The organism is Anaerotignum sp. (assembly GCF_051877975.1).
In the GTDB taxonomy this organism is placed as follows: domain Bacteria; phylum Bacillota; class Clostridia; order Lachnospirales; family Anaerotignaceae; genus Anaerotignum_A.
This window is the reverse complement of record NZ_JBJEJK010000039.1, coordinates 16893-39322: the sequence shown is the minus strand read 5'-3', so window position 1 is coordinate 39322 and position 22430 is coordinate 16893. Positions and strand designations below refer to the sequence as shown.

At 49.2% G+C, this 22430-nt stretch carries 18 protein-coding genes and 1 tRNA gene; 5 read left to right on the top strand and 14 right to left on the bottom strand.

Annotated features, from left to right (window positions below; all coding sequences use genetic code 11):
• Together ACI39P_RS06690 and ACI39P_RS06685 are read right to left on the bottom strand one after the other, a co-directional pair.
• The gene (locus ACI39P_RS06690) at positions 1–447 is read right to left on the bottom strand and encodes a MarR family transcriptional regulator (protein ID WP_439719895.1); all 447 of its coding nucleotides are present in this window, start codon (positions 445–447) and stop codon (positions 1–3) included.
• Positions 448–576: 129 nt separating this feature from the next.
• Positions 577–3171, bottom strand: coding sequence for an HAD-IC family P-type ATPase (locus ACI39P_RS06685; RefSeq protein WP_439719894.1), 2595 nt, complete (start codon positions 3169–3171; stop codon positions 577–579).
• 458 nt (positions 3172–3629) lie between these two features.
• On the opposite strand from ACI39P_RS06685, the gene ACI39P_RS06680 reads away from it, so the two are divergent.
• A complete protein-coding gene (locus ACI39P_RS06680; protein WP_439719893.1) occupies positions 3630–3866 on the top strand; it encodes a hypothetical protein in 237 nt (78 codons plus the stop codon).
• Between the two features lie 73 nt (positions 3867–3939).
• On the opposite strand, the gene ACI39P_RS06675 is transcribed toward ACI39P_RS06680, so the two are convergent.
• The 6 genes from ACI39P_RS06675 to ACI39P_RS06650 all read right to left on the bottom strand — a co-directional run bounded on the left by ACI39P_RS06675 (position 3940) and on the right by ACI39P_RS06650 (position 10009).
• Positions 3940–5319: an MATE family efflux transporter gene (locus ACI39P_RS06675; protein ID WP_439719892.1), complete on the bottom strand. Its 1380-nt coding sequence runs from the start codon at positions 5317–5319 to the stop codon at positions 3940–3942.
• Between the two features lie 270 nt (positions 5320–5589).
• Complete coding sequence (locus ACI39P_RS06670; RefSeq protein ID WP_439719891.1) at positions 5590–7092, bottom strand: IMP dehydrogenase; 1503 nt, start codon at positions 7090–7092, stop codon at positions 5590–5592.
• 195 nt (positions 7093–7287) lie between these two features.
• On the bottom strand, positions 7288–7773 hold the full coding sequence (locus ACI39P_RS06665) for a Gx transporter family protein (protein ID WP_439719890.1): 486 nt from the start codon (positions 7771–7773) through the stop codon (positions 7288–7290).
• A 1-nt stretch (position 7774) separates the two neighbouring features.
• Positions 7775–8161, bottom strand: coding sequence for a NusG domain II-containing protein (locus tag ACI39P_RS06660; RefSeq protein WP_439719889.1), 387 nt, complete (start codon positions 8159–8161; stop codon positions 7775–7777).
• A gap of 220 nt (positions 8162–8381) precedes the next feature.
• Positions 8382–8454, bottom strand: a tRNA-Phe gene (locus ACI39P_RS06655).
• Between the two features lie 283 nt (positions 8455–8737).
• Positions 8738–10009, bottom strand: a complete 1272-nt coding sequence (locus ACI39P_RS06650; protein ID WP_439719888.1) for an L-serine ammonia-lyase, iron-sulfur-dependent, subunit alpha — start codon at positions 10007–10009, stop codon at positions 8738–8740.
• Between the two features lie 244 nt (positions 10010–10253).
• Between ACI39P_RS06650 and ACI39P_RS06645 the strand changes: the two genes are divergently transcribed.
• Complete coding sequence (locus ACI39P_RS06645; RefSeq protein ID WP_439719887.1) at positions 10254–11630, top strand: sodium-dependent transporter; 1377 nt, start codon at positions 10254–10256, stop codon at positions 11628–11630.
• Between the two features lie 44 nt (positions 11631–11674).
• On the opposite strand, the gene ACI39P_RS06640 is transcribed toward ACI39P_RS06645, so the two are convergent.
• The 4 genes from ACI39P_RS06640 to ACI39P_RS06625 all read right to left on the bottom strand — a co-directional run bounded on the left by ACI39P_RS06640 (position 11675) and on the right by ACI39P_RS06625 (position 15468).
• On the bottom strand, positions 11675–12085 hold the full coding sequence (locus ACI39P_RS06640; protein WP_439719886.1) for a peptide deformylase: 411 nt from the start codon (positions 12083–12085) through the stop codon (positions 11675–11677).
• Positions 12086–12173: 88 nt separating this feature from the next.
• A complete protein-coding gene (asnS, locus tag ACI39P_RS06635; RefSeq protein WP_439719885.1) occupies positions 12174–13568 on the bottom strand; it encodes an asparagine--tRNA ligase in 1395 nt (464 codons plus the stop codon).
• Between the two features lie 78 nt (positions 13569–13646).
• Complete coding sequence (gene msrB, locus ACI39P_RS06630) at positions 13647–14621, bottom strand: peptide-methionine (R)-S-oxide reductase MsrB (protein WP_439719884.1); 975 nt, start codon at positions 14619–14621, stop codon at positions 13647–13649.
• A 25-nt stretch (positions 14622–14646) separates the two neighbouring features.
• Positions 14647–15468 carry a nitrilase-related carbon-nitrogen hydrolase gene (locus ACI39P_RS06625; protein WP_439719883.1) on the bottom strand — a complete coding sequence of 274 codons (822 nt, stop codon included), beginning with the start codon at positions 15466–15468 and terminating at the stop codon, positions 14647–14649.
• Between the two features lie 122 nt (positions 15469–15590).
• Between ACI39P_RS06625 and ACI39P_RS06620 the strand changes: the two genes are divergently transcribed.
• Together ACI39P_RS06620 and ACI39P_RS06615 are read left to right on the top strand one after the other, a co-directional pair.
• Entirely contained in the window at positions 15591–16064 is a 474-nt protein-coding gene (locus ACI39P_RS06620; RefSeq protein WP_439719882.1) for a hypothetical protein, read from the top strand.
• Between the two features lie 34 nt (positions 16065–16098).
• Positions 16099–17448 (top strand): peptidoglycan-binding protein, encoded by a 1350-nt coding sequence (locus ACI39P_RS06615; protein ID WP_439719881.1) that lies wholly within the window; start codon positions 16099–16101, stop codon positions 17446–17448.
• Positions 17449–17498: 50 nt separating this feature from the next.
• Here ACI39P_RS06615 and wecB read toward each other — a convergent pair whose 3' ends face one another.
• The gene (gene wecB / locus ACI39P_RS06610) at positions 17499–19454 is read right to left on the bottom strand and encodes a non-hydrolyzing UDP-N-acetylglucosamine 2-epimerase (RefSeq protein WP_439719880.1); all 1956 of its coding nucleotides are present in this window, start codon (positions 19452–19454) and stop codon (positions 17499–17501) included.
• A gap of 231 nt (positions 19455–19685) precedes the next feature.
• The gene (locus tag ACI39P_RS06605) at positions 19686–20564 is read right to left on the bottom strand and encodes a fumarylacetoacetate hydrolase family protein (protein ID WP_439719879.1); all 879 of its coding nucleotides are present in this window, start codon (positions 20562–20564) and stop codon (positions 19686–19688) included.
• Between the two features lie 417 nt (positions 20565–20981).
• On the opposite strand from ACI39P_RS06605, the gene ACI39P_RS06600 reads away from it, so the two are divergent.
• Positions 20982–22196: an argininosuccinate synthase gene (locus ACI39P_RS06600; RefSeq protein WP_439719878.1), complete on the top strand. Its 1215-nt coding sequence runs from the start codon at positions 20982–20984 to the stop codon at positions 22194–22196.
• Positions 22197–22430 lie beyond the last annotated feature (234 nt).

The following is a 22430-nucleotide window of genomic DNA, read 5'->3' as shown; positions in this document are numbered from 1 at the left end:
TCAAATTCCTCCCTGTTCCTTTTCCTCCACGGGCTGTCCCATGATTTCCTCTATTTTTTCCATGGCATCCAGCAAAGCCCGAAATGCTTCCCCGTCCACGCCTTGTATCTGGCGGAGAATCCGCTGGTCTGCCTTTTCCTCCAAAATATCGTTCAACCTTTCGCCTTCTTCCGTCAGGCGCAGATGCTTTTCTCTGGCGTCCTTTTCCGATTTTTCCCGCCAAATCAGTCCCTGCTTCTCCAAGTTTTGCAGCATACGGCTCATATAGCCTTTATCCACAGAAAGATAGGACCCTAAATCCTTCGCCATCAGCTTAGGGTTTCTGCCAATCTCGCCAATGATGCGCACCTCCGTTACAGAAAAATCCATACCTAGAAATTTTTTATCAAAGATACCCAGAATTCTGGCGTAATATCGGTTAAAGCTTCTGATTTTTTGCACATCCATCACGCCGCCCCTCCTTTTCTCTCCTTTGTAAGAACAGGATAGCGTATATAGTTGCTTTTGTCAACCATAATCTCCAAAGAAAGAGCTGCTTATAAAAACAGCTCTTCTTCGTCATAATTCTTGCAAGCCTTACCTTCCTCTCACCACTCTGCTCAACTGAATCAGAAGGGTCGGCAAAAAGGCAAAGCCCACGATTTTCAAAATATACATTCCTGTCAGGGCATTGCTGATATCAAACAACCGATGGAGCCCCGTGATACTCAGTACCGCCATCAAAAGCACCGTACCAATGGCAAAGGCACCCCAGCTATAGGGATTGGAGGGCAGGCGGAAAATGGAGCGTGTGCCGCGGCAGTTAAAGCCATGGAACAGACGGGCCAGACACAGGGTCGCAAAGGCCATGGTGCAAGCCATCCCATTGCTTACCGCCAAGCCGCTGTAAAAGGCCATCATGGTCACAATGGCAATCAAGCCCCCCTGTACCGCCAGCTTTTTCATAAAATCCTTTGTCAGAATCCCCTCCTTGGGGTCTCTGGGCTTCTGGTTCAGCAGGTCGCCTGTGGGCTGTTCCATATTTACCGCCAGGGCAGGCAGGCTGTCTGTCAGCAGGTTGATGAACAAAAGCTGAACCGCCGTAAAGGGCAGAGGCAGCCCCAGCAGGGAGGTGAAAACCACCACCAGAATCCCCGCCAGATTGCCGCTCAGCAGGAACTGGATGGAATTTTTGATATTGGTATATACATTTCTGCCGTTGGCAACGGCTTTTACGATGGTGGCAAAGTTATCGTCGGTCAAAATCATGGCCGCCGCATCCTTAGAAACTTCTGTCCCTGTGATACCCATGGCGATACCGATATCCGCCTGTTTCAGAGCAGGGGCATCATTGACGCCATCCCCCGTCATGGCGGCGATACAGCCATTTTCCTGCCAAGCCCGCACGATACGGATTTTATGTTCTGGAGATACTCTGGCATAAACGGAAATCTCCTTCACTTCTTCCTTCAGCTGTTCGTCGGTCATATGTTCCAGTTCAGAGCCTTCAACGGCACGGTCACCCTCCTGCAAAATACCAATCTCTTTGGCAATGGCCGATGCGGTCACCTTATGGTCGCCGGTAATCATCACAGGGCGAATGCCTGCCCGGCGGCAATCTGCCACAGCCGCCGCCGATTCCGGACGGGGAGGATCCATCATAGCAATCAGCCCCACAAAGGTTAAGTCCTTTTCATCCTCCAAGGTCAGGGCTTTGTCCTCCGGCAGGATTTTTTCCCCAAAGGCCAGCACCCGCAGCCCCTGAGAAGAAAAAGCTGCATTCTGCTGATGAATTTCCTGAGAAAGCTCTGCTGTCATGGGAACGATACCCTCAGAAGTCTTGGCAGAGATACAGCGGGCCAGCAGTACATCCGGCGTCCCCTTTGTCAGCAATGTATATTCCCCATGGATTTGATGAAGGGTGGACATCAATTTTCTGTCGGAATCGAAGGGCAGTTCCTTTAAACGGGGATATTTCAGGCGCACTTCTGTTTCATTACTGCCTGCTTTTCTGCAAAAGGCCAGCAGGGCCGTTTCCGTGGGGTCGCCCACATGGCTTTCCTCATGGATAGCCCCATCATTGCAAAGGACACTGCTCTCAATCAATTCCTTCAGGGGAGATTCCTCGGCATCTGCCCCCTCCGCATCCCACACTCTGCCGATGGTAAAGGCTTTCTGCACAGTCATGCGGTTCTGGGTCAAAGTCCCGGTTTTATCGGAACAGATGACAGAAACAGAACCGAGAGATTCCACTGCCCGCAGTTTTTTGATGATAGCGTTTTCCTTTGCCATCTTCTGGGTGCCAATGGCAAGGCCAATGGTAACGATGGAACTGAGGGCTTCTGGAATGGCAGCCACTGCCAGGGCCACTGCAAACATCAAGGCATCCCCAATGCCCATATTTCTCCAAACGCCCAAGGCAAATACCACGGCACAAATCGCAAGAATGATGACGGACAGCTTTTTAGAAAAATCATCCAGACTCCGCTGCAGGGGCGTTGTTTTTTCCTGGGCGGATTCCATCAGATGGGCTATCTTCCCCATTTCTGTATCCATTCCCGTGGCAGTAACCAAAACCACAGCACGACCATAGGAAACCAAAGAGCCGCTATAGACCATATTCAGGCGGTCACCCAAGGGCAGCTCCTCTTTTTCAATGGCTTCATCGATTTTATTGACATTTTCCGATTCCCCGGTCAATGCGCTTTCATTGACCTGCAGGGAATAATTTTCCAGAATACGGCCATCGGCCGCCGCAACGTCCCCCGCCTCTAAAAGCAGAATATCGCCGGGTACGATATCAATAGAAGAAATCTCCATCTTATCCCCGCCGCGGATGACTCTGGCATGGGGTGCACTCATGGCTTTCAGGCTGTCCAGGGATTTCTGCGCCTTGAAATGCTGCACTGTGCCTAAAATGGCATTCATAACCAATACGGCAATGATAACAATAGTACCTTCCAAGCCCCCGGTCAATGCGGAAATGATGGCAGCAATGATAAGGATGACCACCAGCAGATCGGCAAACTGCTCCGCAAAGACCTGCAATACGCCCTTCTGCTTGCCTTCCTTCAATTTATTTTCCCCGTATTTTTCCAAGCGGGATGCGGCCTCACTGCCGCTCAGGCCATGTTCACCGGTGGCAAAGCCCGCAAATAATTCCTCTTTCTTCTTCCGCCAAAGCTGTTCCATAAACATTCTCCTTTCGATACATCCGGTGCTGAGTCTCCTTTTCCATAAAAGCCTGCCATCCGCAGGGCCTCTCCCCACAGAAATTTCTGCTGGTTCCCATCGGCGGTGCTTTCACAGCAAATAAAAAAGACTTTCATTGCACCAAAATAACAGTGCAATAAAAGTCTTGCTTCTCAGACGACCGCATGGCCTTTCTATCGGACAGCGTCCGGATCTTTGCAGACCGGGATGACGAACGCTGGCAACGGTTTCCCGCAAGCTACTCCCTTTCATTATTGAATGATTCTACCACACTGTTTCGCCAAAAGCAAGTAAAAATTTCTTTACAGGATACTATAGCCCGGTTCCCTCCCAATTATACAAAGCAGTATTTTTCCCGTTTCTCTCTTTTTTTTCCGCGGTTTTTTTGGTATGATAAAAAAAAGAGAAAGAAAATTCCCCCGAAGGAGGTCAAAAATATGAGACATGATAAATACAGATATACCAATACCGAGGAAATCGTTTACTATCTGAAAAAATACCGCCGGGTACAGGAAGACTGGCAGGCAGATTTCTACGATGAATACGGCAGACACATGCTGACCTTTGAAAGCAGTGATGAAGATACTATGGATGCCCTGGATGATGAGGATAAGCTGTTCGCCCTGGTGGCAGAATGGCTGGATTTCGCTCTGATGATTTCCCCCGAAGAATAATGGGAAAAACCCGTTAAAAAAGCGATAAGACGCTGGTCTTATCGCTTTTTTCTTTCTATTCCCTTCTTCTTTTTTAAGCTTCTGCCGCTTCCTTTGCCCCTTGGGCTTCAAACATAGGCTTGATTTCTTTTCCATAGATTTTCTGCAGACAGAAGGCAGTAAAAAGCATTGCCACCACTTCGGAGATGGGGAATGCCAGCCAGGTAGCCTGCAGGCCCCAGATTTTAGAGAAGATAAATGCCACCGGCAGAATAACGATCATCTGACGCAAAATAGAGATGAACAGGCTGATCACACCATGGCCCAAGGCCTGGAAGGTGGAAGAGCAAATGATATTGAACCCGGCCATCAGCCAGCTCAGGGAAATCGTCCGCAAAGCAGGAATACCGATTTCCAGCATCGTTTCAGATGCATTGAAAATCCCCAGCAGCTGCTCTGTAAGCAGCCAAATGGCAATGCAGCCCACTGTCATGATGGCTGTAGCATAGAAAATACTCAGCTTCATGGTGCGGGTGATTCGCTCCGGTTTTCTTGCGCCGTAGTTGAAGCCAATGATGGGCACCATCCCATTGTTCAAGCCAAATACAGGCATGAAGATGAAGCTCTGCAGCTTGAAATATACACCAAAAACCGCCGTTGCCGTAGAGGTAAACGCAATCAGAATCTTATTCATGCCAAAGGTCATCACAGAGCTGATGGATGCCATACAGATGGAAGGAACCCCAATGGCGTAGATATTTTTCACAGCAGCCCCATTCAAGCGATACCGGAACGGATTGATGACAATATCATCATTTTTCTTTTTATTGAAAACAAAGGCCAAAAAGGCTGCTACAAACTGCCCCGTGATGGTGGCCAAGGCCGCCCCCTTTACCCCCAGCGCAGGCATGCCAAACAGACCAAAGATCAAGATCGGGTCCAGCACAATATTGATAATCGCACCAATCCCCTGGGTACACATAGTAAAGATGGTACGGCCCGTTGCCTGCAGGATACGTTCAAAGGCGAACTGCAGGAACGTCCCCATGGATAACCCCAAAACAATCCGGAGATAATCTACCCCCAGCTGTACGATCTCTGCATCATTGGTTTGGGCACGGAAATAAAACCCGCTGCCGAAGATAGCCAGCACCGCAAATACCAAAGAACTGATAAACAGCAGCATCATACCATTATTGGCAATCAGATTGGCCCGTTCCCGGTTCTTTTCCCCCAAGGAACGGGAAACCAGCGCATTGATACCAACGCCGGTACCGGTCCCCACAGCAATCATCAGATTCTGCGCAGGAAAGGCCAAAGAAACCGCCGTCAGGGCATTTTCGCTCAGCTGGGCAACAAACATACTGTCCACGATATTATAGAGCGCCTGCACCAGCATGGATGCCATCATAGGCAGTGCCATGGAAAGCAGGAGCCGATTGACGGGCATAACGCCCATTTTATTGTTTTCCATTTTCCAAATTCCTCCTTATCATATTTTTTCACCTTACAATATATAAAAATCGGTCATTTTTCAACGACCGCCGCCCTTCACATGCCGGAACTTTCCCCAGCAAAAAAAGAAGTTTGCCTATGGAGCGATTTCCCCGGGGAAACGCTTCTGCAAACTACTCCTTTAAATTTTATGCTCTATCTATTTATCTGTCAAGAGATTTCAGCAAATTACGGCAATATATCATAAAAACCCCGAATCTTCTCAGATTCGGGGCAATTTTTTTGATTCTTATTTGATCTGTGCGCTGTCTTTCAGCAATACGTCGTGGGCACCGCCTTCTACCAGGGATGTGGTGGAAATTACAGTGATCTTTGCTTTTTCCTGCAGTTCAGGAATAGAAAGCACACCACAGTTGCACATAGTGGATTTTACCTTCTTCAGGGACAGGCCAACATTATCGTGCAGGCTGCCTGCGTAGGGAACATAGGAGTCAACGCCTTCTTCAAAGGAAAGCTTTGCGTCGCCGCCCATATCATATCTCTGCCAGTTTCTTGCTCTTGCAGAGCCTTCGCCCCAGTATTCCTTCATATAGGAGCCGTTGATGTTTACTTTATTAGTAGGGGATTCATCGAAACGAGCGAAGTATCTGCCCAGCATGATGAAATCTGCACCCATGGCCAAGGCCAGTGTCATGTGATAATCGTATACGATACCGCCATCGGAACAGATGGGAACATAAACCCCTGTTTCTTCAAAGTATTCATCTCTTGCCTTTGCCACTTCGATGACTGCGGAAGCCTGTCCGCGGCCGATGCCCTTCTGCTCACGGGTGATACAGATAGAACCGCCGCCGATGCCGACCTTTACAAAGTCTGCGCCGCAGTCTGCCAGGAAACGGAAGCCTTCTGCGTCTACTACGTTGCCGGCACCGATCTTAACTGTATCGCCGTAGGTTTCTCTGATCCAGTCCAGTGTATCTTTCTGCCATTCGCTGTAGCCTTCGGAAGAGTCGATGCACAGGATATCTACACCTGCTTCCACCAGGGCAGGAACTCTTTCCTTAAAGTCTCTTGTGTTGATACCGGCGCCGATTACATAACGCTTGTCCGCATCCAGCAGTTCGTTGGAATTTACTTTATGGCTGTCATAGTCTTTGCGGAATACCAGATATTCCAATCTGCCTTCTGCATCTACGATAGGCAGCTGATTGATCTTGTTATCCCAAATGATATTGTTTGCTTCTTTTAAAGTTGTGCCGGAGGGCGCCCAGATCAGCTGATCCATGGGTGTCATAAAATCCTTTACCAGCTCTGTGCCTTCCATACGGCTGACACGGTAATCTCTGCTGGTTACCAGGCCTACCAGCTTGCCCTGGGCTGTGCCGTCTGTGGTTACGGCTACTGTGGAATGGCCTGTTCTTGCTTTCAGCTTCAGAATATCATTCAATGTGCTTTCAGGGCTCACATTGGAATCGCTGATAACAAAACCAGCCTTATATGCCTTCGCCTTTGCCACCATTGCCGCCTGGCTTTCGATGGGCTGAGAGCCAAAAATAAAGGAAATGCCGCCTTCTTTCGCCAGAGCCACTGCCATTCTATCATCGGAAACCGCCTGCATGACTGCGGATACCAGAGGGATATTCATTTCCAATGCGGGCTTTTCACCTTTTTTGAATTTTACAACAGGTGTTTTCAAACTGACATTGTCCACCATACATTCTTTAGAAGAATAGCCGGGTACCAGCAAAAATTCGCTGAAGGTTCTGGATGGTTCTGTGAAATAAGTTGCCATTTTTCTTTCTCCTCCTATAATCTTTTTGATTTTAATATATAGCACGCCATTTTGATTACATTTAAGTGTGACAATGATTTTAACACTAAAAAGCCCCCCATTCAAGGGGGGGTTTTCGAATTTTTGTCTTTTTGTAGGTTTCGTCAATTTTCGCAGGGTTTTTCCGCTATTTTCGTGCGTTTGTATGCAGTATGGTCATCGTTTCAGATACCCCAGTGCTGTCTTTGCCACAACGCCGATCAGCAGCCCTGTCACCACGCCGGAAACCAGAAGAAAAGGCAGATAATAGGCCATCCGCACATTTTCCACCGCCAGAGCCGCTACGATGATCTGCCCCACATTATGGAACACCCCGCCGGCGATGGAGACCCCCACAATGCTGAATTGATCCGTCTTTTTCAAAAGAGCCATCACAAGGAAGCTGAGCATTGCCCCCGCCAGGCTGTAGAGGAGCCCCGCAAAGCCCGCAAATAAAAGCCCCGACAGGATCACACGGATCAAGGAAACGAAAAACGCACTTTTCGTATCCATAAAATACATCATAATAACAATAATGACATTTGCTAGGCCCAGCTTTACCCCGGGAATGGGAACCGGGATGGGAATGAGCATTTCCACATAGCCCATCAAGATCGCCAAGGCGGCAAACAGGCCATAATATGGAATTTTTTTATGATCCAATTTACATCACCACCGCATCAAAATCCCCCGGTTCATCCCCCGTGATCGTTACAACCAGCTTATGGGGCAGACAAACGATGGTCTCCCCTGTTTTTCTGATTTTTTTATGCTCCACGCAGATCTGGTCACGGCAATCGGCTTCTGTCACCATCACTTCGCCATTGCGAACCGTCACAATATTATAGCCATCCTCTGTATCGATGCGGATGCTGTCATCCTGATCCAGCGGAAGGAAAGCCTTGCTTTCGCCGTCCACAGTAACCTCTACACCTTTGCCCTTTTCTGCCCCTGCGGAATAGAAAAGATAAATGCCCGCCGCCGCGATCAGCGCCAGCACAACAAGGAGCAGGTCTGTTTTTTTCATATCCGCACCGCCTTTCCGGGGCATCTCTGCCCTCCTGCGAAAAAAACTCAGGTGTTTTATACCTTTCAGCTTTTTTCATGATTGCAATAAAAGAAAAAGTCAGATCGTTTCGTGCAAGATGCCCTTTACAAATTATGCTGACTTTTACATTTCCGAATCCTCCCACTTCTGCATATAGGAAAAAAGGAAGCGAACTGCTTCCTTTTTTAGAGTAGTAGGATTTTAATGTGTACTGCAAAAAAAATGCCCAGAACCGGAATCGAACCAGTGACACGCGGATTTTCAGTCCGCTGCTCTACCAACTGAGCTATCTGGGCATAGGCTGCATCTGTCTGACGCATGAGTTATAATAACATACAAAATCTGACCTGTCAACACTTTTTTAAGACCTTTTTCTTTAGGGCTCTGCCCCAAACCCCGCCAAGGGAATGATTCCCTCGGAACCCCATTTGCAGCAGCATATACATGCTGCTGCGGTATAGGGGGCCGAGGGGTATGTGCACCGCCAAGATAAAGGCGGCGGCGCAGCCGTCTTCCCGCAGGGAAGATGCTTGACCAATTCCCCTCGCAGGGGTATTGGGGACAGCGTCCCCAAGGTCTTTATTTTCCCTGCTGCATCACGTCGATAATGGTGGCATCCATGGGCACCATGCCTTCATCGGAAATTCTGCCCAGATTTTTTTCCGTCTGCTCTGCGGACGAGCCAACCACGCCAAAATTATGGGGGATCGCAATCCCTTCCATGGCCAGCATGGCGGAAAGATACGCAGAATATACCCCCGCAGACGCTTTCAGGGAACAGCCGGGGCTGCCGCCATCGCAAATCATGCCCGTCAGGTTCGCCGCCATGTGGTCCATCGCCGCACAGGCTTCTTTCGCTGTGCCGCCCATCAGATAAACAATACCAGCCGCCGCACCGCTGCCGCCGCCCAATACGCAGCCGCAAAGGGCGGACAATCTGCCGGTGTAATGTTTGCTGTAAATCGTCACCAGACCGCTCAATGTCACCGCACGGATGATTTCTTCTTCCGTTTTGCCCATGTGTCTGCCATACGCCACAACCGGCATGGAGCATACAATGGCATGAGAGCCGCTGCCAACAATACTCATCGCAGGATAGGGCATCCCGCCCATACGGGCATCCATGGCAGAGCAGGTCATCCGCTGCGCATCATAAATCACATCTTTGCCGCCCAGCTCACCTTTCTGCTGGAACGCGGACAATGTTTTCCAAATTTTCAGCCCTGCGCCTTTTTCGCCCTCTGCCGCCAAATCGCAGTTCATCTGAATCAAGCCTTTGATGCAGTCCAGATGTTCGAGGGGTGCTTCCTTTGCGTAGTCAAACAAATCCGCAATCGTCACATCCGTAAAGTCAAAGGATTCGCCGGTTTCTTCCGCTTCTGCTTTTTCCGCTTCAAACAGCACTTCGTCATCCTTCGCCACAAAAACAATATTCGCATGAAAATCCTCAATGCGGCAAATACCAACGCCTTTTGTCGTGGTCACTTCCGCCAGAATATAGATGTTTTCCTTCGTTTCATCTACTGCGATCTCTACCGGAATCTGCATTTCTCTTAGCTGTGCCACATGGGCATCCGTAACGCCTTCCAGCACTTCCAGCCCCAGCTCCCAGTTGCCGGCATATGCCCCCAGGGCTGCCGCCAGTTCGCAGCCATATTCCACCGTGCCGGGAATGGCGCAGGAAAAGGCATTCTTATACATCCCGCCATTCATTGTCATCTGGATATGCAGCAGCGTACCGCCTACCGCAGCATAAGCCCTTGCCGCCGCCAAAGCCACAGCCCCTACCTCGGTGCAGCCCAGCGCGGGTCTGATTTCATTTTGCAATAAAGCTGTAAAATCGAATTTCATCGAATCATCCTCCTTTTTTCCTCTTGTATCTTTCAGTATACTTTGTTTCCCTTTTAATTTCCACCCTTTTCCATTCCAACGCCTTGCATCAACAGAATATAATCTTTCGATTGTTCCCATTGAATTTTTCGATACATATTGTTTTCTTGCTGGAATTTTTTTATAATCAAAGTAATTTGTCAGACATTTGAACCCATTCCCACAACATATTTGACATTGCATTGTTTACTAGGAGGATTCATTTATGGAACAACAAAGAGAAAAATTCTCATCCCGCCTGGGTTTTCTTCTCATTTCCGCCGGCTGTGCCATCGGCCTGGGCAATGTATGGAAATTCCCTTATATCGCCGGAAAATACGGCGGTGCCGCATTTGTACTGATCTATTTTCTTTTCCTGCTCATTCTGGGCATTCCTGTGCTGACAGCAGAGCTTGCCGTAGGCCGTGCCAGCCAGAAGAGCGTCGCCATGTCTATGGATATTCTGGAGCCAAAGGGCAGCAAATGGCACTGGTTCAAATATCCCGCTATGGCCGGGAATTATCTTTTGATGATGTTTTACACCACCGTAGCCGGGTGGATGGTCTATTATTTCTTTAAAATGGCCTCCGGCGGCTTCGTCGGGCTGGATGCCGATGGGATTGGCGCCGCCTTTGGCAGCACATTGGCAAGCCCCTCTATCAATGTCGGGTTTATGATCGCCGTTGTCATCGGCTGTATGCTCATCGTCGGCAAAGGTCTGCAAAACGGCGTAGAAAAGATTACAAAGGTCATGATGCTGGCTCTGCTGGCATTGATGGTAGTGTTGGCTGTCCGTTCCTTCTTTCTGGCAGGGGGCGAGGAAGGCCTGCGTTTCTATCTCTACCCCGATTTTTCCAAGCTGATGGAATATGGGCTGACAGAAGTGCTTTTTGCCGCCATGAGCCAGGCTTTCTTCACACTGAGCATTGGCATGGGCGCCATGGCAATCTTCGGCAGTTTTATCGACCGCAGCCGTTCCCTGACAGGGGAAGCTATCTGTATCACCCTTCTGGATACCTCGGTGGCTTTGATGGCCGGTCTGATCATTTTCCCTGCCTGCTTTGCCTATGGCGTTGACCCCGGCCAAGGCCCCGGGCTGATTTTCGTAACCCTGCCTAATGTATTCAACGCCATGCCCGGCGGACGCCTGTGGGGCACATTGTTCTTCTTGTTCATGTGCTTTGCAGCTTTCTCCACCGTCATCGGCGTATTCCAGAACCTCATCACCTTCTGGACAGATCTGACAGATGCACCCAAAAAGAAGATTGTTGCCATCCATATAGCCGTTTTGATTCTGCTTTGCCTGCCCTGTGCTTTGGGCTTCAATCTGCTGAGCTTCCTGCAGCCCCTGGGGGAAGGCTCCTCCGTGCTGGATCTGGAGGATTTCATTGTATCCAATAATATCCTGCCTTTGGGCAGTATCGTTTATGTCCTGTTCTGCTCTTGGAAAATAGGCTGGGGCTGGGATAACTTCATGGCAGAGGCCAATGCCGGCAGCGGCATCAGATTCCCCAATGCCATCCGTCTGTATATCAAATATATCCTGCCTCTCATCATCCTGTTCGTATTTGTCATGGGCTATCTTTCCATGTTCGCCAAATAAGCAGAAAACAAGCCTTGGCTCTTGCCAAGGCTTGTTTTCTGCTCTCAGATAAGGATGCCGCTGCAGTGGTCGATCTCATGCTGGATGATCTCCGCTACCCATCCGGAAAATTTGTGCCGCTGCTGCCTCCAGGAAGCATCCAGATATTCCACCTCAATTTCCTGATATCTGGTAGTTTTGCGGGTGCCTGCCAGGGAAAGGCAGCCCTCCTCCGCTTCATAGGGGCCGCTTTTTGCCACAATGACAGGGTTAATCATAGCTACATTCATAAACCCCATATTTACCGCAATGATACATTTTTTCACACCGATCATATTGGCAGCAAGGCCGACACACCCGGCTTCATTGGCTTTCAGCGTATCCAGCAGATCCTGCATCACCTGCTGATCGGCTTTTGTAGCAGGCAGAGATTTCTGCTTCAAGAAAAATTCATCTTTTACAATCGATTTTACCATTTCAACTCTCCTTTTGAATCCATGACAGCGGAAGGTTCCACAAAAAAAGTTTGCACCTTCCGATGCAAACTTTTTTACGCAAGAGCGTTTAGAATTCAGCGTTTTTCACAGTTCTGGGGTAAGGCAGTACGTCACGGATATTGCCGACACCTGTCAGATACATAACCGCACGTTCAAAGCCCAGGCCGAAGCCGGCGTGTCTGGTGCCGCCGTATTTCCGCAGATCCAGATACCACCAGTAATCCTCTTTTTTCAGCCCCAGTTCGTTCATACGGGCTTCCAGAACCTCCAGTCTTTCTTCTCTCTGGCTGCCGCCGATGATTTCGCCGACGCCGGGCACCAGCAGGTCCATAGCCGCTACAGTCTTGCCGTCATCATTCAGGCGCATATAGAAAGCTTTGATTTCTACAGGATAATCTGTTACGAATACGGGTTTCTTAAAGATCTCTTCTGTCAGGTAGCGTTCATGCTCTGTCTGCAGATCGATGCCCCATTCTACGGGGTATTCAAACTTATGACCGGATTTTTTCAGCAGTTCCACAGCTTCTGTATAAGTCACTCTGCCAAATTCATTGTTCAGGATATTATCCAGTCTTTCCAGCAGGCCTTTATCCACAAAGCTGTTGAAGAATTCCATTTCTTCGGGAGCATTGTCCAGCACATACTGGATAATGTATTTCAGCATTTCTTCGGCGATTTCCATGTTATCATTCAGATCGGCAAAGGCCATTTCGGGCTCAATCATCCAAAATTCCGCCGCATGTCTTGTGGTATTGGAATTTTCCGCACGGAAAGTAGGGCCGAAGGTATAAACATTGCGGAAGGCCATGGCAAAAGTTTCTGCGGAAAGCTGACCGGATACTGTCAGGTTTGTTTCTTTGCCGAAGAAGTCTTTGGAATAGTCTACCTTGCCGTCCTCTGTACGGGGCAGGTTTTCCAGATCCAGTGTGGTCACACGGAACATTTCACCGGCACCTTCACAGTCAGAGCCTGTGATGATGGGGGTGTGGGCATAAACGAAGCCCTTGCCCTGGAAAAATTCATGAATCGCCATGGCGATCAAGCTGCGTACACGGAAGGTTGCGGAGAACAGGTTTGTTCTGGGGCGCAGATAAGCAATTTCCCGCAGGAATTCCACAGAGTGGCGTTTTTTCTGCAGAGGGTAATCGGGTGTAGAGGTTCCTTCCACGGCGATTTCCGTGGCTTTGATCTCAAAGGGCTGCTTTGCTTCGGGGGTTTCCACCAAGAGACCTTTTACGATCAGGGCTGCGCCAACGTTCTGTTTGGAAATTTCTTCGTAGTTGGAGAGCTTTTCCGCTTCAAATACAATCTGGATGTTCTTAAAGAAAGAGCCATCGTTCAGTTCGATGAAGCCGAAGTTTTTGGAGACACGCATGGTGCGGATCCAGCCGCCCAGGGTCACTTCTTTATTGGCATACTCCGCTGTGTTGCGGTAGATAGATTTTACGGTTGTCAAATCCATAGTTTTTCTTCCTTTCCAAGATATTTTTCACATTATCCCTATTGTAGCCGTTTTGGGGCAAAAAGACAACCTCTTTTCTCAGAGAAAGCGCAGAAATTCCCCATATCCTTCCTGTTCCATCTCCTCTTTGGGGATAAAACGAAGGGATGCACTGTTGATACAATAGCGCAAGCCTCCCAACTGGGCAGGGCCATCCGCAAAAACATGCCCCAGGTGGGCATTGCCCACACGACTGCGTACCTCTGTTCGGATCATATCGAAGGAAAGGTCATCGTATTCCGTGATGGTATTAGGGTCTATCGGCTTGGCAAAGGCAGGCCAGCCGCAGGCAGAAGGGAATTTATCCCAAGAGGAAAACAGGGGCTCCCCGGTGGTGATATCCACATAAATGCCCTCCCCCTTGGTATTCCAGTATTCATTTTCAAAGGGGGGCTCTGTGGCATTCTGTTGGGTCACGGCGTACTGCATGGGGGTCAGGATTTCTTTCAGTTCTACCGCAGATTTTTTGGCATATCGCTTGGGGTCTACCACCTGCTGTTTCCGCTTGGCGATCTTGGCAAAATTGATATGGCAGTAGCCGCCGGGGTTTTTCTCCAGATAATCCTGATGATATTCCTCAGCGGGGATAAACTGCAGCAAAGGCAGGTTTTCCACCATAATGGGCGCATCATATTCCTTCTGCAATTCCCCAAGGAAAGCAGCGGCAATCTGACGCTGTTCCTCTGTCAGGGAATAGATACCTGTACGGTACTGGATACCGAAATCCGCCCCCTGTCTGCCCAAAGAGGTAGGATCAATGGTATAGGCGTATTCTTTTAATACCTCTTGCAGGGGAATAACGTCGGCATCGAATACCACTTCCACCGTTTCCGCATGACCGCTGTGGCTGCAGACCTCTTCATAGGTAACAGTTTCCGGCAGTTCCGGGTTCCAGCCCTCTTTTTTCCCGAAGGCATAGCCCACACGGGTGGAAAGGACGCCCTCAATGGTTTTCATATAATGCTCGGTGCCCCAAAAACAGCCCCCAGCCAAATAAATGGTTTCTTTTTTCAAAGGAATCCCTCCTTTATTTCAACAGTTATAAACCTTTTGTCACAACATCGTACAGGTCTATACGGCGATGCTTCAGCAAAGGAAGCTGTTCTCTTACTTTCTCCACTTTCTCAAAATCCAATTCCACTGTCAGGATACCTTCTGTTTCATCCAGTTGTTCCACCACACTGCCCCAAGGGTCGGTAACGATGGAATGTCCCCAAGCGTGGTAAGAGGAATTCATATCCCTTGCAGGGGCGCAGCCTACCATGAAAACCTGCTGATCCAAGGCCCGCATTCGGAAGGAGATTTCCCAATGGGCAGGGCCAGTGGTCATGTTGAAGGCGGCGGGCACGATGATGGCCTGTACTCCTTCCAAAGCCAGCAGACGGGAAAGCTCCGGAAAACGGATATCATAGCAGATGATAAGCCCGAACTTCCCCCAAGGAGTTTGGAAAGTGGTCACATCCTTCCCTGCGGTAAAGGTATCCGATTCCATGAAATACTGCCCGCCGGGGACGTTGATATCGAACAGGTGGGTTTTTCTGTGCTTGGCAATACATTTCCCCTCGGCATCATATACGAAGGAGGCATTGTAAATTTTCCCCCCGGATGCCAGAGGAACAGAGCCTGCCACCAAATAAATGCCCAGCTCCTTTGCTGTTTCCGCCAGTTCTTTCAAAAAAGGAGCATCGGCTGGCATGGCATATTTCACAAAGGCGCTGTTTTCATAGGGGCAGCAGCACATTTCCGGCAGGACAGCCAGATCCGCCCCCTCCTTCTTTGCCTTTTGCAGCATAGCCTTGATCTTCCCGATATTTTCTTCCGGCGTTGCCATGGTTTTCAGTTGCAATAAAGATATTTTCATGGAACAGACCTCCTTCTGGTTCGTTTTTTCTGCCCCCATCATAGCATATCTGAGAAAAAAGAAAAAGAGGATTTGCACTCTGCATAGAATAGAAAGAGCATCTATTTTAAAGGAGTTTACCCATGTATCCTTATTTTCAAAAAAAACGAGAACAAACCCTTGAGACCAGAGAAATGATCTCTGCTGACCCTCTGCGGGATTTCCTGACCCAAAACCCCAATTTCGGCACCCTTTTGTTTCAGGTGACCAGCGGGCAGGGGGCGTTCCCTGTTGCAGGGGCAACGGTGGTCATCACCAAAAACCTGACCGACGGGCATTCCCTTTCCATCACTACCACCACCGATGAAAGCGGCAAGACAGAGGAATTTTCCCTGCCCGCCCCCAGCCGAAGCCTTTCCCAGACCCCTGGGGGAAGGGATGTTTTCGCCACCTACGATGCAGTTATCACCGCCCCGGGGCATGTGACGGTCATCGTCCATGATATTCCCATTTTTGACGGCATCACCACCATACAGCCTGTGAACCTTGCCCCCGACCTGAACGGGAATATCGCAAACGAGACAGAAACCATCACAGACACGGAACCCAATTTATAAGGTTCCATTCCATCAACCAGAAAGGAGCAGCGCCATGGCTTTACAGCAAGTACCGACCATACCGGAAACCATCACCGTCCATCTGGGTCTTCCCGACCAGCCGGCGGAAAATATCACCGTTCCCTTCCCTGACTATATCAAAAATGTGGCCTCCAGCGAGATTTACCCCACCTGGCCGGAAGCGGCCATCCGGGCAAACATCTACGCCCAGATCACCTATGCCCTGAACCGGGTGTATAATGAATTTTACCGCAGCCAGGGCTACGATTTTGATATTACCAATACCACCCAGTACGACCAGAAATTTATCAAGGGCAGGGATATTTATGAAAACATCAGCCAGATCGTAGATGAAATCTTCAACAACTATGTGGTGCAGCAGGGGCGGGTAGACCCCTTCTTCACCGCCTACTGCAACGGCACTACCACCGTCTGCGCCGGGCTTTCCCAATGGGGCACCGTAGCCCTGGCGGAACAGGGCTTGACTCCCTATCAGATTTTGCAGGAATTTTACGGGCCCAATATCGGCATTATAGAAAACGCCCCTATCTCTGCCAATGTGGCCTCCTACCCCGGGGTGCCCCTGCGGCTGGGGGATGCCAGAAATGAAGTAAAGACCATACAGCTTGAACTGAACCGCATCGCGGATAATTACCCTGCTATCCCGAAAATCGAAAACCCCAATGGGGTCTTTGATGTAGCCACAGAAAACGCCGTGCGGGAATTTCAGCGCATCTTCAACCTGACCCCCGATGGCATTGTGGGCAAAGCCACATGGTATCAATTGAAATATATCTATAACGGAGTAAAACGCCTCAATGAGCTGACCTCCGAAGGGCTGACTCTGGAAGAAGTGACCCGTCCCTTCCCCGCCGTTCTAAAGGAAGGAGACACAGGTATCGATGTCCGCTCTTTGCAGTATTGTCTGGATGTCATTGCCTATTTTACCGATGCCGTACCCGATATCCAGCAGGATGGCATCTTCGGCCCATCTACCACCGCCGCTGTAAAGGCCTTCCAGACCTTGGCAGGGCTGCCTGCCGACGGCATCGTAGGGCAGCAGACATGGCTGCGCATCCAGCAGGCCTATCGGATGATTCTGGATATGCTCCCCCCGGGCATCGAGGAAAACAACGCCGGCATCTATCCCGGCTATTTTCTTTCCTTGGGGATGGAAAATCAGGATGTACGGAATCTGCAGACCTATCTTAGGGGCATTGCCGATTATACAGGGGTCATTCCTCCCATCGAGGTGACAGGGGTGTTCGATGAACCTACCCGGGACGTGGTAGCAGCTTTGCAGGCGCAGAATGGCTTCCCCGCCACGGGAAATGTGGGCCCTGCCACATGGAACCTCATCCGACGGCTGTATAACTCCCGATAAAAGGCAAAAAAATTGCCGCAGGCTTTGGCCTGCGGCTTGATTGCTTTGGTTTAGTTTTCTTCTTTCTTTTCTTCTGCGTTCTCTTCCTCTTCGTCATCTTCCCAATCTTCAGGGTTGAATTCGCCGAAGGCAGACACCAGGAAGCTTTCCATATCGTTCAGTTCTTCCATGCGGTTATCCATTTCATCCAGAACATCTTCCACTTTATTCAAGTATTTGTTCATTTCAGGAGAGATGGGCTCATTTTCCTCCTCTGCGGGAATCTGTTCCGCTGCGTCAGCTTCTTTGGAAACGCCTTCTTCGGAAACCAGTTCTTCTGCTGCCGCTTCTGCCGCAACAGCTGCTGCTTCCTCTGCATCCATTTCTTCCAGGTCGATATCATCCCACTCTTCCGCTTCGTCCCGGTTCTTTCTTTCTTTCAGTTTTTCACGGTAGGTGGCCATATCTTCCTTCAGTTCGCTGGCTTTTTCCGCCATACGGAAAGCTGCGGAGCGTACGGCAGGCTGCAGGTCATCGGCTTTATCTGCCAGCTTTTCTTTCATACGGAAAGCCGCGGAGCTTACCCGGGGCTGCAGGTCATCGGCTTTATCTGCCACCTTATCTGCGGCATTTTTCACTGCGGGGTTTTCTTTTACCTTTTCCGCCACAGTATTCAGGGCGGCGCCAGCCTTGCCCAGCATGCCGCCAACCACCTTTGTGATCCCGTCTTTTTCCGTTCCCATGCCATGATGCAGGGCTGTCAGCAGACGTTCTGCTTCATCTACAGTGATGATGCCTTTTTCCAGCATATTCAGAATGGCCATTCTTTCTTCTTTCATCGATTTTCCCTCCTTGGGTTCATTTTCTTGATCTCTGTGAAGTACATATTCATCAGGTCTGTCTTCTTTTTTACCAAAAGCATACAGGATACTTTCCACGATCCGGCGGCTGGCCTGCCCATCGCCGAAGGGATTTTTCGCCTGTGCCATTTTTTCATATTCTTCTTTATCATCCAGCAGTTCCTTGGCCATGCGGTAAATCACATCTTCCTCTGTGCCTGCCAGCTTCAGCGTGCCCGCTTCCACCCCTTCGGGGCGTTCTGTCACATTTCTGAGCACCAGCACGGGCTTGCCCATGGAAGGCACTTCCTCCTGCAGGCCGCCGCTGTCCGTCATGACAAAGAAGGAACGGCACATCAGGTTGTGCATATCCTTCAAATCCAGAGGGTCTGTCAGGTGGATGCGGTCATTGCCGCCCAAAATTTCATGGACAGGCTCTACTACCGCAGGGTTTTTATGCACCGCATAAACCACTTCCACATCGGGGTATTCCTCCACCAAACGCTTTACGGCATGGCAGATATTCCGCAGGGGTTCCCCCAGGTTTTCCCTTCTGTGGGCAGTCATGGCAATGACACGTTTATTTTTGAAATCGATATGATTCAATTCTTCTACTGTAAAGGTATAGTCCTCTTCGATGGTATGAGCCAGAGCATCAATGACCGTATTGCCTGTGATGAAGATGCCGTCCTCCCCGATATTTTCCTTCAAAAGATGCTCCTTCGCCAAGAGGGTAGGGGCAAAATGCAGATCAGTCAAAGCCCCGGTCAGTCTGCGGTTCATTTCTTCGGGGAAAGGCTGATATTTATCGTAGGTACGCAGGCCCGCCTCTACATGGCCTACCTTTACCTGATTATAATAGGCCGCCAATGCGCCGGCAAAGGTGGTGGAGGTATCGCCGTGTACCAGAACGATATCGGGTTTTTCCTTGCCCATGACTTCCTCCAGCCCGGTCAGGGCGCGGGTAGTGATGCCTGCCAATGTCTGACGGCTCTGCATGATATTCAGGTCATACTGGGGGTGCAGATCAAAAATTTCCAAAACCTGATCCAGCATTTCCCTATGCTGTGCTGTGACGCAGACGATGCTTTCGATTTCCGGTGTTTTTTCCAGCTCCTTCACCAGAGGGGCCATTTTGATGGCCTCCGGGCGGGTGCCGAACACACTCATTACTTTTATTTTATTCATACTATATGCTCCTTTTTTCTTGAGGGTTTCCTATTCAAGCAGGATTTGCTTCGCAAACCTTACTCCTTCGGAGTAACCGCCGCATCTGTTCGGCAGTGCGTACCTCAAACTCCTACCAAGGGGGGCACCCCTTGGAACCCGATACCGCAGAACCATGTACATGTTTCTGCAAATAGGGGTCTGGGGTATTATACCCCAACGGGGAGGTGGGGCGGCGCCCCACGGTCTTAATTATTTTATCTCATTTGTCATGGTGCCGATGCCTTCAATCTCGCATTTCACCACGTCACCCTTTTTCAGGAACTTGGGCGGCTGGAAGCCCATGCCAACGCCGGCGGGCGTCCCCATGGCGATGATGGTGCCTGCCTGCAGGGTCATGCCCTGAGAAAGTTCGCAAATAACTCTTTCAATGCCGTTGATCATCAACTCTGTATTGCTGTCCTGCCGCAGCTCACCGTTGACATAGGAACGGATGGGCAATGCGGGGGGATTTGTAAATTCATCCTTTGTCACGATCCAAGGGCCAATGGGTGTGAACTCATCCAGGCTCTTGCCGAAATACCACTGCTTATGGGCAGTCTGCAGATTTCTGGCACTCATATCATTTAAAATGGTATAACCGAATACATAATCAAATACTTCTTCGGGCTTTACATTTTTCGCATCCTTACCAATAATAACCGCCAGCTCCACTTCATAATCCAAGCTGTCTACGATATCCAGATGCCCGTCAATGGGTTCTCCATCGGCCAAGGCACGGTTGACTCTCTTTGCAAAATAAATCGGCACGGGGCGTTCGCCGCCGAAAGCCTCATCATGGAAACGGGCAGCTTCCTCCGCATGGGCGTAATAATTGATACCAAGGCAGACCACATCCTGCTTGGGATGGGGAATAGGAGAAAGGATCTCCACCTCCTCCAAAGGGATGCCCTTCATCAATTCTTTATTCTTATCCAGTTTTTCCAGTTTTTTTTCATCCTGCACCTCTAAAAACCCATTCATATCCAGCGCAGAGCAGCCCAGATAATTCACAGGCACTACTTCAGAGCCATCGTTTTTCAAAACGCCTACTGCAGTTTCTCCGCCATGCTTATATGTCAAAATTTTCATCTATCAATTCCTCCTCGGTTTCGGTTTTCGTTTCCAAGTTTCTTTTGTATGCTATTTTTGCTGTTTTCAAAAATGAAAGGATATATCCGAAAAATATACCATTTTCATCATATCACAAAACTACAGATTCGCAAAGGGAAAAAGCGTTTTCCCATTCATGTATACATGATACTGTAGTTCTATTCGCTTATTCACTTGGAAATGAATATTTATTCATTATTTTTTGCATCATGCAGAGAAATATGCCAAAAAACCGCCGATTCTTTTCCACTTTTTTCAAGATTATACACAAAATCATGTATTTTTATAATTTTCTATTGCATTTTTCTGCTCTGCTATGTATAATCCATTTATAAAATTCATTTTGAACAAACGCCCATCAAACGGCTTATGTATTTTTTGAAGGAGGAAATCATCATGGCAAAAGAAAAAATCGTATTGGCATATTCCGGCGGTCTGGATACATCCGCAATCATCCCTTGGCTGAAAGAAAACTACGACTGTGAAGTTATCTGCGTATGCGGCGATGTTGGCCAGGGCAAAGAAACAGAAGGTCTGGAAGAAAAAGCACTGAAAACAGGCGCAAGCAAGCTGTATATTGAAGACCTGACAGAAGAATTCATCACAGATGCTGTTTACCCCTGCGTGAAGGCAAATGCTGTTTATGAAGGCAAATATCTGATCGGTACTTCCATGGCCCGCCCCATCATCGCAAAAAGACTGGTAGAGATCGCCAAAAAAGAAGGCGCAACAGCTATCTGCCACGGCGCAACCGGCAAAGGCAACGACCAAGTTCGTTTTGAACTGACCATCAAAGCACTGGCACCTGAAATGAAGATCATCGCTCCTTGGAGACTGGATACATGGAAAATGCAGAGCCGTGAAGATGAAATTCAGTATTTGGCAGACCATGGCATTCCCTTTGAAGCAGGCCATGACAATTCCTACAGCCGCGACAGAAACCTGTGGCACCTGAGCCATGAAGGGCTGGAACTGGAAGACCCTGCAAATGAACCCAATTACGACCACATCCTGCAGATGAGCGTAACACCCGAAAAGGCGCCCGATAAACCCGAATATGTGACACTGGATTTTGAAAAGGGCATTCCCGTTGCTGTCAACGGCGAAAAACTGGGCCCCGTTGCACTACTGACAAAGCTGAATGAAATCGGCGGCAGAAACGGCATTGGTATCGCTGATATCTGCGAAAACCGTGTGGTTGGTATGAAATCCCGTGGTGTATATGAAACCCCCGGCGGCACCATCATGTACTATGCTCACCGTGAACTGGAATACCTGTGCTCCGATAAGAAAACACAGGCCTTCAACGAAGTGGCAAGCAATAAATTCACAGAACTGGTTTACAGCGGCGAATGGTACACACCTCTGCGGGAAGCACTGAGCGCATACTTCGATAAAGTAAACGAAACAGTAACAGGTACTGTAAAACTGAAACTGTATAAAGGCAATATCATCCCTGCAGGCTCCACATCTCCTTACAGCCTGTACAATGAATCCATCGCTTCCTTCACCACAGGTGAACTGTACAACCATAAGGATGCAGACGGTTTCATCAACCTGTTTGGCCTGTCCATGAAGGTTCGTGCAATGATGATGGAAAACAACAAGTAAAACCTTCTCAGGGCTCTGCCCTGAAACCCGCCAAGGGGATCATCCCCTTGGAACCCGAATCGCAAAAACTCCGTTTTTGCAAAGAGGGAATCGATATCATACATAAGACAAAAAAATACTCCTGTCATACTGTGATGGGAGTATTTCTCATTATAGCCAACCCACGAGCAGAAGTATTTCTGCTCGCAGTACCTGGGTCAAGGGGGCGGTGCCTCCTTGCAGGAGCGCGAGGAC